The following is a 13,588-nucleotide window of genomic DNA, read 5'->3' on the forward strand; positions in this document are numbered from 1 at the left end:
ACCCAGCGCACCACTCCACCAACCTCACAGTCCGTTTGCACGAATCAGCGCGTGGCGGACGCCCACGCCGACCAATCAGAGAAGAGGAGACACAGAAATGAGTCTCATAGCTGATCCCCTTGCGCGCCTGCGAATCGGAGCCCTGGGTACCCTGCCACGTCTCCTACGAGCTCAGCCCGGTCGCGAAACGCTGGAGGATTACCTTGCCCAAGGAGGTTACGAACCCCTCCAGGACCCGGAGGCCTTGCTCGAGGCCATCCGCGAAGCGGGACTGCGTGGTCACGGAGGTGCCGCGTTCCCCACCGCCCGAAAGATCGACTCCGTGCGAAACGGCAGCGGCACTCCGGTAGTCGTGGGAAACGGTGAGGAAGGTGAGCCATCGTCGGCAAAGGACCGCTGGCTGCTGCGCAATCGTCCCCACCTAGTGCTGGACGGGCTTCGCCTCGCCGGTGCTCTGGTCGGTGCAAGAGCGCTGCACCTCTATCTTTCGGATGACGCTTCCCACGACAGCGTGATCCGTGCGCTGGATGAGCTCGAGGGGACCGGGATCATTGAGAGTGGGGTGCATGTGACGAAGGTCGACCCCGCCTATGTCGCGGGGGAGGAGTCCGCAGTCGTACAGGTGCTCAACGGTGGGCCCGCTCTCCCGAACGAGAAGCCTCCGCGGCCCTTCGAGCAGGGCGTCGGGGGTGCGCCGACACTCATCAACAACGTCGAGACACTCGCGAATTTCCCGATCATCCACCGCGTCGGCGCGGCGGAGTTCCGGAGTCTCGGCACCGACACTTCTCCGGGGACGTTCCTTCTGACGATCACCGGCATCGATGCGACCGGGGTCTACGAGGCGCCCTACGGGGTCACACTCCGTCGGGTGCTCGAGGAGCTCGGAGAGGATACTGCCGCGATCACCGGGTTCCTGATGGGCGGGTACTTCGCCGGTGTACTCGGCCGTCAGGCGCTGGACATTCCCCTGGACTACGACTCGGTGTCCGCTGTGGGCAGCGGCCTCGGGTGCGGCGCAATCGGGGTGATCACGGAGCGCAGCTGTCCAGTCGCTGTCTCTGCCGGTGTCATGGCGTACTTCGCACGCGAGAACGCAGGCCAGTGCGGGTCATGCTTCAACGGCACGGCCGCGATGAGTGCGGTGCTCGATGCCCTGCATCGTCACCAAGCCGAGTCGTCCGATATCGATCGGCTGCAGCACTGGGCCGGATTCCTGCGCGGCCGCGGGGCCTGCGGCACCCTCGACGGGGCGACCAACGTTGCGGCCAAGCTCCTGCGCGAGTTCCCCGACCAAGTGGCGGACCACCTCAGCGGACGATGCGAGATCTGCATCGCGGGAGCCGAGGTCTCGGATCCGCCGTTCGCGATCTCACGGACTGGAGACTGATATGAAGATCAAGCTCGACCGCACGAAGTGCGACGGCTTCGGAACCTGCGCTCTGTACGCGCCGGATGTGTTCTCGCTCGATGAGTGGGGGTACGCATCACTCGAAACGCGTGGCGACATTCTCCCGGAGCGGGAGGGCGACGTTCGACGCGCCGTGCTGGACTGCCCCGTGCACGCCATCATCGAGCTCCAGGTTCAGCGCGAGACGGTGCGTTCCGTCTCGGTGCCACCAGAGGCTGAACAACATCAGCGCACCGTCGAGAAGGGCATCATCCGTGAGCACAGCTGAAGTCGACCTCGTCCCCGCAGACCCGGAGACGGGAGTCGCAGTGATCTCCCACTGGATCGACGGGGCCGCGCGCGCGTCGACGTCCGGGCGGACGGCTCCTGTCTTCAATCCTGCGACCGGTGCGGTGCAGGCGAAGGTCGCGCTGGCGGATCAGTCCGAGATCGATGACGCGATCGCGTCCGCCCAGCGCGGGTACGCGGTGTGGAGCGGGTTCTCGATCGCGAGGCGTCAGACCGTGCTGTTCGCGTTCCGGGAGCTGCTGAATGCGCGCAAGGGCGAACTGGCGCAGATCATCACGGCCGAGCACGGCAAGGTCGTCTCGGACGCGATGGGTGAGATCCTGCGCGGACAGGAAGTGGTGGAGCTCGCGACCGGGTTCCCGCACCTGATCAAGGGTGAGTATTCGGAGAACGCCTCGACCGGTGTGGATGTGTATTCGTTGAAGCAGCCGCTCGGTGTGGTGGGCATCATTTCGCCGTTCAACTTCCCGGCGATGGTGCCGATGTGGTTCTTTCCCGTCGCGATCGCGGCGGGCAACGCCGTCATCCTCAAGCCCAGCGAGAAGGACCCGTCCGCTGCTCTGTGGATGGCGCGACTGTGGAAGGAGGCCGGGCTTCCGGACGGCGTGTTCACGGTGCTGCAGGGTGACAAGCTGGCGGTCAATGGGCTGCTGACGAGCCCCGTGGTGCAGTCGATCTCGTTCGTCGGGTCGACCCCGATCGCGCAGTACATCTACGAGACCGCGTCCAAGCACGGAAAGCGGGTGCAGTCGCTGGGCGGCGCGAAGAACCACATGCTCGTGCTGCCGGACGCCGACCTGGACCTCGTCGCCGACCAGGCCGTCAACGCCGGCTTCGGCGCGGCGGGGGAGCGGTGCATGGCGATCTCGGTCGTACTCGCCGTCGAGCCGGTCGCGGACGAGATCATCGAGAAGATCACCGAGCGCATCGCGGGGCTGCGCATCGGCAACGGTGCCGGGGTCGACGGTGTCGAGCCCGACATGGGGCCTCTGATCACCGAGGTGCACAGGGACAAGGTGTCCAGCTACGTAGACATCGCCGAGCAGGATGGCGCCAAGATCGTCGTCGACGGCCGCGGCTACACCGTCGACGGGCTCGAGGACGGATTCTTCTTCGGTCCGACCCTCATCGACGACATCCCCACGACCTCCCGCGCGTACACCGAGGAGATCTTCGGACCGGTGCTCTCCGTCGTGCGGGTCGAGTCATACGACGAAGGCCTCGATCTCATCAACTCCGGCGAGTTCGGCAACGGCACCGCGATTTTCACCAATGACGGGGGAGYCGCCCGCCGATTCCAGAATGAGGTGCAGGTCGGCATGATCKGGATCAACGTCCCGATTCCCGTCCCGGTCGCGTACCACTCATTCGGCGGCTGGAAGAAGTCGCTGTTCKGCGACGCGAAAGCCTACGGCGTGCACGGCTTCGACTTCTTCACCCGCGAGAAGGCCATCACCAGCCGCTGGCTTGACCCCGCCACCCATGGCGGCATCAACCTCGGATTCCCCCAGAACAACTGAGTCGATTGTCGAGAGAGACATCGGAGTGAGAGAACACATGGCGAACCGATGCACAGCGGACGACAAAGGGGCTGGCGCACCCGACGTTGGACCACTTCGAGTGGGTGTGCGGCTGTATCACGAGCATAGCGGGAGCGCGGAACAAAGGTTTGATGCGAAGCGGTGTGGTGAGTGGCTCTGYGATCGCGCTGGCCAAGTCGCGTGGACTCCATGTGATCGCAGACGCGGGGCCGACGGATGTCGAGCTGGTGACCAGCCTCCGCGCAGACCAGATCATCGAGCGCGGCGGCGACACCGCTGCGCGTCTGATCGCGGCGGCGGGGCGGCAGCTGGGCGGCATCGTCGATGCCGCGCTACTGGGTCCGGCGCTGCTGTCCGCGGTGCGCGACGGCGGGGGCATCGCGGGTGTCCGCAAGCCCGATTGGTCCAGTGAGCGCGGCATCGAGGTCCACTTCGTGTTGGTGCCGTTCTGCTTCCAGCTGCGACCCAAGCTCGAGGAGCTCGGTGAGATGGCCGCAGGGTGCTTGATTGGCCGTTGACGTGACGATGTCTTGCTGTGGTGAGCGCGACGGGACCTCAGGTGAGCGTAGGTTTCATCCGTGAACGTGAGCAGGGACGTCTCTCTACCCACCGAGCCCGTGGAACCTGCGGCCGCATTCGCGGAGTCGCTCGAGTTGCTGCGGAGCATCGCAAAGGGTCAGCTCGACCCTCATCTCTTGGTCCGCATCTACACACCGACTCCACGCTGGCGCTGAGTCGATGGGAGAGCCGGCAACCTGGATTCCAGAAGGCAGCGACCTCGGCGCGCCCAAGGATTCGACCCAGCTATCCGGCCGACCGGCGGCCGCGCTGCGGCGTACGACGAATCGTGTCTCATCTTCGATCTTGTGGTCGCCGAGCGCGCAGTGCTTGATCCTCGCCCCTTTTTCGAGGAGACGTCGTCTCGCATCGCTGGCGTCTTAAGGGATTTCGGCGTCGACGCCCGGGTCGGCCCTGTCGAAGGGGAGCACTGCCCCGGCGAGTTCAGCATCAACGCTCGTGGTGAGGTGAAGCTTGTCGGCACATCGCAACGTGCCGTGCCCGGCGCGCGACTGCTGAGCGGGGTGTTGCCCCTTGGGGGCGTCGAGCAACTCGTGCCGGTATTGACCTCAGCGAACGAGTCGCTTGGGCTCAGATGGGACGAGTCGAGCTTCGGCTCGGTCGCCACGGAGGCGCAAGGTTTCGAGCGGGCGGACATCGCCGCAGCGCTCGCCACCGCCCTGCGCGGCGCCTAGCAGGCGTTGACCGAGGCCCGCGTGATCAGCGTGCTGCGCCGGGCGCGACAGCAACGCAACCTCGACCGCCCAGCCGTCTCTGCGTTCGATGCTCGCGAATGCGTACATGCCAGCACCGGCTTCGATGACATAGCGGCGTGGAATGAGGTATCTGCGGGCTACTTCGCGGTGCGTGGAACCGCGATGGCGAGGGCGGCGCTCACGGTCGCACCAACGGCGCCGAGAAGCAACGCGAGGCGGAAAGCCTCAGGCGTCGGGTCACCGGTGGCCGACGTCGTGGCGGAATGCGCGAGGATGCCGGCCACGACCGCCGAAGCGATTGACGTGCCGAGGGCGCGCACGAGCGTATTGAGCCCGTTCGCCGCCGCGGTCTCGGTATCCGGCACCGCCCGCATGATCAGCGCCGGCATGGCGGCGTACCCGAGCCCGATGCCGATGCCCACGACTGTCATCACGACGGCGACCCCCCAGGAAGAGACAGGGACGAGCAAAGCTATGAGATAGGCGACTGTGAGGATGACGCTGCCGGTGACAAGGAGGGGCTTGGGGCCGAATCGGTCGATGAGCCGTCCCCCGATCGGCGACATCACGAGCATGGCCAACCCCGATGGCATGAGGATCAGTCCACCGATCAGCAGCGGCAGGGCGAATCCCCCTGACGCCGCCGGAAGGCCGAGGAGCTGCGGGAAGGCGATGCTCGGGACGAACATCGAGAAGCCCATCGCCGTCGAGGCGATGTTGGTCATCAGGACCGGTCGCCGTACGCTCACGCGCACGTCCACCAGAGGATCGCTCTTTCGCCACTGGTACCAGGCCCAGAGGGCGAGGGTCACGGCAGAGATGGCGAAGCACGACAGCGTCCACGGCGACAGCCATCCCCACTCGTTGCCCTTGGCCAGCGCGAGAAGAAGCGCCGTGAGCCAGATGGCGAGACCGACGGCGCCGAGCACGTCAACGCGCCCGCCGGTTCCCGGAAGGCTCCGGGGGAGGACCAGGATGCAAAGTGTGAGCACCAGGCCCGCCAGGCCGGTCGCGACCCAGAACAGCAGATGCCAGTCGCTGACCGAGGTGATGAGTGCGGCGATCGGGAGTCCGATCGCGGCTCCGACGCCCATAGTGGCGCTGACGAAGGCGATCGCCGAGCCGAGGCGTCGTGCCGGGACGGTATCGCGGAGCAGCGCGATGCCCAGGGGGATGACGCCCATTCCCACGCCCTGCAGTCCGCGTCCGACGATCAGCGGCGCCACGGTCACGGAGAGTGCGCACAGGACGGATCCCGCGACCAGCAGCGTGAGCAGGATCAGGATCACCCGGCGCTTKCCGAACATGTCACCCAGTCGGCCGGAAATCGGGGTGCAGATGCACGACACGAGGAGCGTTATCGTGATGACCCATGCAGTCTCGGCGCGTTCTGCGCCGAGCAGCTGAGGCAGTTCCGACTGGATCGGGATAAGCAGAGAGTGCATGAACGACGCGACCATGCCTGCCGACCCCAGGACGGCGACCACGGCGCCGCTGCGGACTGGACTTCTGCCGCGACGCTGCCTCGAGGGGATGCCAGGTGCCGGCGCCGCGGACGGCCCACTCGGGGAGTTGACGCGTCGACCTGTGTCGGTCGTATTTGTCGTGAGGAGCTCGGCCACAGGGAATGTATATCACGGAACAAAGATTTGATTCGACCGCTCGCCGACGGCGCTTGCACGCCCTGGCTCAGAAAGCTCTTGTGGCCCGGGTCCCCGGGTTGTTACCATCCAGGCACGGAACAAAGTTTTGCCTCGATCGGAGCAAAGCTTTGGTCAAAGTCCCGCACGCCTCCCCCGTGAAGCGGTGCCAATGAATCCCTCAACGGAGAAGGAATCCCATGAGCACGATGAACCCGTCCACAGGAAGCCCCCTCTCCGGGGCATTGCCCATACCCAATGATCGATGGACGAAGAGCATGGTGGTAACCACCGTGCTCCTTGCGCTGGTCTTGGAAGCCATCGCGCTCGGGGCGACCATGATTTCGATCGGCCTGCCAAGCATCCTTCAGGAGTGGCCGACGGACCAGGGGGGCTGGCTGCCCTCGGCCTACTTCCTCGCGGGCGCCGTCGCGGCCCCATTGCTGGGGAAGTGCGCCGACCTGTATGGAAAGAAGCGGATGATTGTTATCGCGCTTGCGATCTCCGGCCTCGGGACGCTGATCTGCCTGTTCGCCCCGTCGTTCGGCGTACTCATCGTCGGTCGTGTCTTCCAGGGCGTGATCCTCGCGACGCTGTCACTGACCTACTCGCTGATCCGTGACATCTTCCCGCCCAAGCCGGCCGCGCTCGCGGCAAGCCTCACGGTGACGGGAATGGGCGCCTTTGGGATCGTGACTCCGATCCTGATCGGGTGGCTCATTGCCCAGTTCGGATGGCGTGGCATGTTCGGGTTCGACGTCATCTGGACGTTCGGCATGCTCATCCTCATCGCGATCTTCGTACCCGAGTCCCCTCTGCGCAAAAAGGCGAGCCCCGACGTCTTAGGTGGCTTCCTGCTCGGCTTTGGTGTCGCCGGAATGCTGATCTATGTGAGTCTCGGCCGGAGCTACGGCTGGGGTTCACCGCTCGCGCTGTCCTTGCTGATCGGCGGCGCAATCCTCTTCACCGCGGCCATCATCCGCGCCCGTCGCGTGCCCGAGCCGATCATCAACGTCAGGCTGTTCACGCGGCGCGCGATCCTCTTCGCGGCACTGCTCGGGGGCGTCGGCTACGCGATGGCGGCCACCCTTGGTCAGTTGATCCCGCTTCTCGCCTTGACGACTCGCGAGGACGGCGTCACGTACGGCCTCGGCCTCACCACGGTTCAGTACGCAGGTATAGAGACCCCCAAGGCCCTCATGGCGGCGCTGACAGGTGTCATCCTCGGAGTGTTGATCGCGCGAGGTCGCTCCCCGCGCGTGTTCATGGTGACCGGCATGACGCTGTGGGGAGTTGCCGCGATCCTCCTCGCGACGATGAACGACACGCAGCTGACCCTCACCCTCTGTGCACTAGTCGTCGGTGCGGCCACTGGCCTGGTCAACGCGTCGCTGCCGAACGTCGTGATCCAGGCATCGCCCGCTGGCGATCAGGCGTCGGTAGCAGGCACCGTTCAGCTCGTGCAAACGGGTCTGGGGGCGATCGCTCCGGTCGTCATGTTCGCGCTGATGGCTCCGTACATCGGGCCTTCCTCGACCGGCGGCATCGTCTACAGCGAGACGGGGTTCAACATCTGGCTGTATGGCTCGGCAGCGCTCATCGCAATTCTTCTGGTACTCGCCGGCACAGTGCTTCGTCCTCGTCCGGGCGACGTGCAGTCGGTGAAACAGCAGGAAGCGGCTGCCGCTGCCACGGCGACTGCGGCCGCCGTCGGGGGAGCGGTTGCCGCCGTTGGGGCGCCGGCGCCGGAATCAGCACCCAGCCTCGTCCGCGACCGCGACTGAAAGAGAAATGCGGTCCCGCCTCCAGTTGGAGGCGGGACCGCTTCGTCGTCCCGCAGCCATGCTGCAGTCGCTTCACAWGCCGGGACTTTCGTTTCGTGTCATCCCACCAGCGAGCTCAGACGAGCGGCTTCCGCGTAAACCTGCTGTTGCCAGCTGCGAAGGTCTCGAGGTGCAGCGTTCACACCGACGACGGCGACAAGGCGACCTTTCGTGCGGTGCGCGACGATGAAGCTGCCTTCGCTCTCCGAGCCCTGGGCGAGCTCCGACTCGTCGCCCTCGAGGATCGCCCCGTGGATCTGCACGCGGCTGTCGAATTGGTGCGACCATGCGTAGGGAACCGAGATGTAGGGATCTCCGTGGCCCCCCGAGAGCTGGGCGAGGAGGGTGCGAGCTGCGTGCGCGCCCTGCTGGGTGGCGTTCGTGCGGTGCTCGACACGCATTGAGACGCCGTACGCCGGGTTGAACCATCGGGCGACATCGCCGGCGGCGACCACCCCCTGAGCGGCCGAGCAGTCCGCGGCGCAGACGACGCCGTCATCAATGGTGAGCCCGCTGTGCGTGAGCCAGGAGGTCGCCGGCCGCGAGCCAGTGCACGCGATCACGACGTCGGCGCGCAGCTCGGTGCCGTCGGCCAAGACGGCGCCGGTGGCATCGAGGTGGGCGATGCGCACCTGCGACCGAACGTCGACACCGTGTGCCGCATGAAGGGACGCGACGTGGCGCGAGACAGCTGAACCGAGGCGGTCGAGCAGTCGATCGCATCGATCGAGGAGGGTGACGTGGCAGCCGAGCTTCGCAGACGCCCCCGCCAGCTCAGTGCCGAGGAAACCGGCGCCGACGATGAGGACTCGGGTTCCGGGRAGAAGCTTCTGACGCAGGAGGACGGCATCCTCGCTCGTGCGCAGTGTGTGAAGGTCGGCGCCTTCGGGGCATGTCGGAGACACTCCGCTGGCGATGACCAAACCATCGAAGGGCAAGGCTTCACCCTCGTCGAGGGTCACAGTGCGTCGCGTCGAGTCTGCGGCGACCGCTTGGCGCCCCATGATGAAGCGCGCGTTCAGCGTGGCGAGATCGCCATCATCGCGCAGGCGCAGCCGCTCGGCATCCCATGCCCCGTGCAACGCTTGTTTGGACAGCGGGGGCCGGTCGTACGGCGCGTGGCGTTCGCCGCCGACAATCGTCACGGCTCCGTCGAAGCCCGAACGGCGCAGCTCCTCGGCGGCGGCGAGGCCCGCGGCCGCGGCGCCGACGATAACTATGCCCGTCATTCGGATGTCAGACGCAGTGCAGCGGCCGGGCACAGCGTCACTGCCTGTCGGACGCTGTCGAGGGCACCTTCCGCGGGTGTGCTCTCCAGCACGATGGCGATACCGTCGTCGTCACGTTGATCGAAGACGTCCGGCGCCACCATCACGCAGAGCCCTGAAGCCACGCACTTCGGCTCATCGAGTTCGATTCGCATCGTCATGATTCAGGCTCAGTCGAGCGCGTCGTAGGAGGCGATCAACGGGGGGTTTCCTGCCAGGTCGAGCATCAGGCCCGCACCCTCCAGGTCAGCGGCGCGCATGTCGGCGAGGATCTCCGCGGCAAGGCGGGAGATGCGGTATGCGGTGAGGTATCGGATCGGTTGGCCGGGTTCCTGCTGTCGAAAGCGTTCAACGGACTCGACCCCCGGGATCAGTGCCTGGATCTYCGGGATGTGCGTGTGTTTGTACCAGTTGTTGAAGTCGAGCTCGGAGACACCGTCGCGGGGTGTCGTGGTTACCAGCATGACACCGGCATATGGCTTCGAATCCATGAGTCGTCCTCGCATCGTCGGGAAGTGCCCACAGCTTACGCGAACCAATGGTTTGCTCCAACTGCGGATCTCTGTACCATTCGAGGATGCCTACCGCTGTCGTCAGGATCCACTTCGTGTCCCCGGTCTCACCGACTGCCTTCTCCGGAGGTGTGGCGATGTTGCGCGCCCGAGGAATTCCGCTGGTCGAGTACACGGCGGTGGTCGGCGATGTCCCCCTGACGGAGATCTCGCTCCTTCGGGAGGACGGCGAGCGCTGGACCGACGACGAGGCGGCGCGGCTGTGCATCGAGGCCTTCGGAGTGGCCGCGCGGCCGGGTGTTGTCACCTATGTGAGCCGCGGAACCGATGCCGACGCCGAATCTGTCCTCGCACGCTTCGATCTCGACGGGCGTGTTCGACGCGAGGCGGGTGAAGAAGGTGAAGTCGTGGTCGTCACGGTGGCGGCCGAAGACATGCGGCGAGTGCCTGAGAGCCGGCTTCACACGGCGCTCGAAGCAGCGCTCAACGCCGAGGTGCGGGTCGAGGTGACCACCGATATCACGTTGTGCGGATGAAGCCTCGGAGAAGCGAGTTGCGCAAGAATCTGTGTGCGCGCTCAGGGCTTGTGCGCGCGTAGTCCTGGTATGGCACCCAGCTGATGAGTCGGATCTGCGGTCCGACCTCGGCGGGCGCTCCGACGGTGCGCAGTGAGCCCCTTCGCGCGGCTCGCGCGAGGGTGTCCTCGAGGAGGCGCCCGCGCGCGTGAGTGCTCGACCAGTACGACTTCAGCGCAGGTGTGTCGGGCGAGGTCGACGGGTTCGCGAGCTTGACGATGTCCGTCTCGAGTCTGAAGCGTCGCTTCGCGACCAGAATGACGTAGGTGAAGGCGTCCAGTGAGGCGACCTCGGAGGTCCCCACCGTCAGCACGGCGCGGACGGCAGCGTCCATGTGAGCGTCGAAGGTGCTGACGATCTCGCTCAGCAGATCCTCTTTCGAGCTGACGCGTCGGTATAGCGTCCCCATGCGGACCTGTGCTGCCTCCGCGATGTCGCGCACGGTGGTCGAATCGAAACCGCGGCGGGCGAACTCGGCGCGAGCTATCGCGATGATGTGTTCCCGGGAGTTCGGGTCTGCGGCCGTGACTGAGGAGCCCCATGCGGCGATCGCATGGCGCGCGGCGGACATGGCTTCGGACCTGTCCAGCTCGTCGTCTGCAGGTACGTCGAGCGCGATGCCGTCCAGGAGCATCCGAAGATGGAGAGCGTCGGTGGAGCGCGGAATCGACGAGTCCAACGTGTTGACGGACGTGTGCATCGTGAGGCGTTCCAATGTGAAGCGCAGAAGGCCAACGTCCTGCGTGTCGGGGGCAGGGTCGGGGACGAGGTCGTCGACGAGGCGCTTCCACAGTCGTGACAGCCCTGGGGTCTTGAACTCCTGCGCCTCACGGAAACGATCAGTGGCAGTCGTCGGCGCCGCGAAGGCCGTCAGACGAAGGGCTGCGCGGTTGTGCACCGACAATTCCGCTACGGCCTCGGCCATCCTCGTGAGGTGGGAGCGAGCGTCGCCTGGGGCATCAGGGTTCAGCCGCTCCGCGAGCGATGCGGCGAGTTCGCCCGCCTCCCGCTCGAACTCGGCCACGATCTCGAGGGCGACGTCCTCTTTCGATGCGAAGTGGTGGTAAAGGCTCCCCGGGAGCACGCCGACGGCGTTTGCGATATCGGTCATCGTGGTCGATGAGTAGCCGCGCAACTCGAACAGCTTCGCAGCTGCGCGTCGGATCTCGTCCGTGCGGCTGCTGGATCGGGCAGTCACGGCGACGGTCTGGGGCGCGTCCATCTGCACATTATCCATGCCGTGACGCCCGGAGGAGCGCGACGCGGTTCATCCACAGTCACGATCACCATGCTTGCCCTTCGATTCGGAGCAACTATCAGGTGCGGAGCATGAATGGTCGGCACTGAAAGGAAAGCTGCAATGGCGTGACTCCATCGTCTTCGCGATCCGTCACCCGGAACTCGTCCGCAAGCTCATCGGTGGTCGATCGTTGGGCGGCGCCTTCTCGTCGATGAGTCTGGCCGGCGTCTACATCATGAACCAGACTCGCACGGTGCGCCGTCGCGCGATCGAGGGGGTCTGGAGACGGACATCCTTCGAAGAACCTTCGCCTAACGCGGGGTCCACGCTGATCGCCCGCCATGGCCCGAAGATGCCTGGGAGCGCGGGGAKGCAGCCCGGGACGCGGGTTGGGGAGCATCTTCGATCCATGGCTGGACGCCGTCCCGGCCTTTCTCGAGCTTCTTGAGCAGTGAGCGCCGTGGAAGAAGAATGGGGCCTTGGGTGCTAGATGCGGAGCAATAGTTTGGTCTACAGGAAGAATCAGTCCACGCGGGTGCAACCCGGAGCCGGCTGCCGCATCGACGCGGGTGTGCACGTGCTGAGGAGGAGGGCTTCGGTCGCCGGTGCTTGTCGAGGAACCATACTTGACATAGGCTGAGAGCAAATATTTGGTTCCCGGCAGTGACGCCGGCGATAGACCACAAGAGAGGTTCACTGATGAGCACAGTCACCGAGCATCTTCCCGCCACGGACATCGAGTCGGCAATCGCCACCGGTCCCAACGGCGACGACGTCAATGCGAAGGTCCCGTTCCACATGGTGGACTCGCTGCACGTGCCAGCCGAGCGCTACTACTCGCGGGAGTTCTTCGAGCTCGAGAAGAAGCATCTCTGGCCCAAGGTGTGGCAGATGGCCGCCCGCGAGGAGGAGATCCCGCACCCGGGCGATTTCGTCGAGTACGAGATTGTCGGCCAGTCATTGCTGATCGTCCGTCAGGCGGACGGAAGCATCAAGGCCCTGCACAACGCGTGTCGCCACCGTGCGACCGAGCTGGGCAAGGGATGCGGCCGCTTCCCGGGGAACCAGATCGTCTGTCCCTTCCACGGGTGGCGGTGGAAGACCGACGGCTCGATCAGCCATGTCTTCGGCCGTGAAGGGTTCGACTCGAGCACCATCGACCCGACGGACATCAACCTGCGCGAGGCGCGTTGTGAGACGTGGGCCGGCATGGTCTGGATCAACATGGACCTCGACGCACCGCCTCTCCTCGAGGCGCTCTTTCCCGCCGCGAACATCCTCGAGCGCATGGGCGTGCAGAACATGCAGGCCAAGTGGTGGAAAGAAGCGATCATCAATTGCAACTGGAAGCTTGCACAGGAAGCGTTCTTCGAGGGGTGGCACCTGAAGCAGACCCACCCCCAGCTGTACATGTTCGGCGGTGACCCGGACAGCGAGCAGAACATGGTCAACACCGCGTACACGCCGTTCATCAATGGCCACGGCCGATTCCAGAGCGGCGACGCACGGTCGAGCTACGGAGGCGCGCTCGATTTCCTCAAAGCAGCGAAGACCCTTGCGAGTGGTCAGGATGCCATGACGCTCGAGCGAGATGTCACGATCTTCGAATCCGTCGCCGGAGACATGGACACCAGCACCCCGGAGTACATCCAGAGGGCGCTGAAGGCGCTGTTCGACTTCTGGGAGAGCGCGGGAATCGCAGCCCCGGAGTTGACCCCTGAGGTGATGAAGCAGTGGGGCGGCGACATCCACATGTTCCCCAACTACCTGATGCTGCCGCAGTACACGAACTGCCTGGTCTATCGCGTGCGTCCATACAACGATGACCCGGACTGGTGCCGTTTCGAGGTGTGGTCTCTGACGACCTACCCCAAGGGCCACGAGAGCGGGCGCCTCACGCTGAGCGGTCGCTACGACAAGGACGACGACGACCACTGGGGCCTCATCCCCCGCCAGGACTTCGCCAACCTCGAGCGGATGCAGCGTGGCATCAAGAACGTGTCGCTGGCTCAGACG

General features: G+C 65.4%; 13 protein-coding genes. 8 read left to right on the forward strand and 5 right to left on the reverse strand.

From position 1 onward, the window contains the following. Nucleotides 1-97: 97 nt before the first annotated feature. From AC1DP3_RS17330 to AC1DP3_RS17350, 5 genes are all read left to right on the forward strand, one after another. A complete protein-coding gene (locus tag AC1DP3_RS17330) occupies nucleotides 98-1,390 on the forward strand; it encodes an NADH-ubiquinone oxidoreductase-F iron-sulfur binding region domain-containing protein (protein ID WP_477295459.1) in 1,293 nt (430 codons plus the stop codon). 1 nt (nucleotide 1,391) lies between these two features. Beyond that, nucleotides 1,392-1,679 (forward strand): ferredoxin, encoded by a 288-nt coding sequence (locus AC1DP3_RS17335; RefSeq protein WP_477295461.1) that lies wholly within the window; start codon nucleotides 1,392-1,394, stop codon nucleotides 1,677-1,679. Beyond that, nucleotides 1,666-3,219, forward strand: coding sequence for a CoA-acylating methylmalonate-semialdehyde dehydrogenase (locus AC1DP3_RS17340; protein ID WP_477295463.1), 1,554 nt, complete (start codon nucleotides 1,666-1,668; stop codon nucleotides 3,217-3,219). Before AC1DP3_RS17335 ends, AC1DP3_RS17340 begins: the two co-directional genes overlap by 14 nt. 167 nt (nucleotides 3,220-3,386) lie before the next feature. Further along, entirely contained in the window at nucleotides 3,387-3,758 is a 372-nt protein-coding gene (locus AC1DP3_RS17345; RefSeq protein WP_477295465.1) for a hypothetical protein, read from the forward strand. Between the two features lie 348 nt (nucleotides 3,759-4,106). Then, nucleotides 4,107-4,493: a hypothetical protein gene (locus AC1DP3_RS17350; RefSeq protein WP_477295467.1), complete on the forward strand. Its 387-nt coding sequence runs from the start codon at nucleotides 4,107-4,109 to the stop codon at nucleotides 4,491-4,493. A 158-nt stretch (nucleotides 4,494-4,651) separates the two neighbouring features. Here AC1DP3_RS17350 and AC1DP3_RS17355 read toward each other — a convergent pair whose 3' ends face one another. After that, a complete protein-coding gene (locus AC1DP3_RS17355) occupies nucleotides 4,652-5,974 on the reverse strand; it encodes an MFS transporter (protein WP_477295482.1) in 1,323 nt (440 codons plus the stop codon). Between the two features lie 458 nt (nucleotides 5,975-6,432). Here AC1DP3_RS17355 and AC1DP3_RS17360 point away from each other — a divergent pair, with 458 nt between their 5' ends. Next, nucleotides 6,433-7,938: an MFS transporter gene (locus tag AC1DP3_RS17360; protein WP_477295469.1), complete on the forward strand. Its 1,506-nt coding sequence runs from the start codon at nucleotides 6,433-6,435 to the stop codon at nucleotides 7,936-7,938. Between the two features lie 98 nt (nucleotides 7,939-8,036). On the opposite strand, the gene AC1DP3_RS17365 is transcribed toward AC1DP3_RS17360, so the two are convergent. The 3 genes from AC1DP3_RS17365 to AC1DP3_RS17375 are packed head-to-tail and all read right to left on the reverse strand — an operon-like array spanning nucleotide 8,037 to nucleotide 9,736. Next, nucleotides 8,037-9,206 (reverse strand): NAD(P)/FAD-dependent oxidoreductase, encoded by a 1,170-nt coding sequence (locus tag AC1DP3_RS17365; protein WP_477295471.1) that lies wholly within the window; start codon nucleotides 9,204-9,206, stop codon nucleotides 8,037-8,039. Next, a complete protein-coding gene (locus AC1DP3_RS17370) occupies nucleotides 9,203-9,406 on the reverse strand; it encodes a ferredoxin (RefSeq protein WP_477295473.1) in 204 nt (67 codons plus the stop codon). The genes AC1DP3_RS17365 and AC1DP3_RS17370 overlap by 4 nt, the downstream gene beginning before the upstream one ends. Nucleotides 9,407-9,415: 9 nt before the next feature. Continuing rightward, nucleotides 9,416-9,736 (reverse strand): hypothetical protein, encoded by a 321-nt coding sequence (locus AC1DP3_RS17375; protein ID WP_477295475.1) that lies wholly within the window; start codon nucleotides 9,734-9,736, stop codon nucleotides 9,416-9,418. An 86-nt stretch (nucleotides 9,737-9,822) separates the two neighbouring features. Here AC1DP3_RS17375 and AC1DP3_RS17380 point away from each other — a divergent pair, with 86 nt between their 5' ends. Further along, nucleotides 9,823-10,293, forward strand: coding sequence for a hypothetical protein (locus AC1DP3_RS17380; protein WP_477295477.1), 471 nt, complete (start codon nucleotides 9,823-9,825; stop codon nucleotides 10,291-10,293). Here the strand turns inward: AC1DP3_RS17380 and AC1DP3_RS17385 are convergent. Continuing rightward, nucleotides 10,277-11,554: a TetR/AcrR family transcriptional regulator gene (locus tag AC1DP3_RS17385; protein ID WP_477295478.1), complete on the reverse strand. Its 1,278-nt coding sequence runs from the start codon at nucleotides 11,552-11,554 to the stop codon at nucleotides 10,277-10,279. The genes AC1DP3_RS17380 and AC1DP3_RS17385 overlap by 17 nt on opposite strands. A 717-nt stretch (nucleotides 11,555-12,271) precedes the next feature. On the opposite strand from AC1DP3_RS17385, the gene AC1DP3_RS17390 reads away from it, so the two are divergent. After that, nucleotides 12,272-13,588 (forward strand): aromatic ring-hydroxylating oxygenase subunit alpha (locus AC1DP3_RS17390; RefSeq protein WP_477295480.1); only part of this gene is annotated, 1,317 nt, incomplete at its 3' end.

This window comes from Microbacterium sp. P5_B6, assembly GCF_056400345.1.

What these genes read in the sequence shown, in the direction of transcription:
- AC1DP3_RS17335 (WP_477295461.1), top strand. Translation starts at nt 1,392, where the DNA reads ATGAAGATCAAGCTCGACCGCACGAAGTGCGACGGCTTCGGAACCTGC.
- AC1DP3_RS17370 (WP_477295473.1), bottom strand. Translation starts at nt 9,406, where the DNA reads ATGACGATGCGAATCGAACTCGATGAGCCGAAGTGCGTGGCTTCAGGG.
- AC1DP3_RS17360 (WP_477295469.1), top strand. Translation starts at nt 6,433, where the DNA reads ATGGTGGTAACCACCGTGCTCCTTGCGCTGGTCTTGGAAGCCATCGCG.
- AC1DP3_RS17385 (WP_477295478.1), bottom strand. Translation starts at nt 11,554, where the DNA reads ATGGACGCGCCCCAGACCGTCGCCGTGACTGCCCGATCCAGCAGCCGC.
- AC1DP3_RS17380 (WP_477295477.1), top strand. Translation starts at nt 9,823, where the DNA reads ATGCCTACCGCTGTCGTCAGGATCCACTTCGTGTCCCCGGTCTCACCG.
- AC1DP3_RS17330 (WP_477295459.1), top strand. Translation starts at nt 98, where the DNA reads ATGAGTCTCATAGCTGATCCCCTTGCGCGCCTGCGAATCGGAGCCCTG.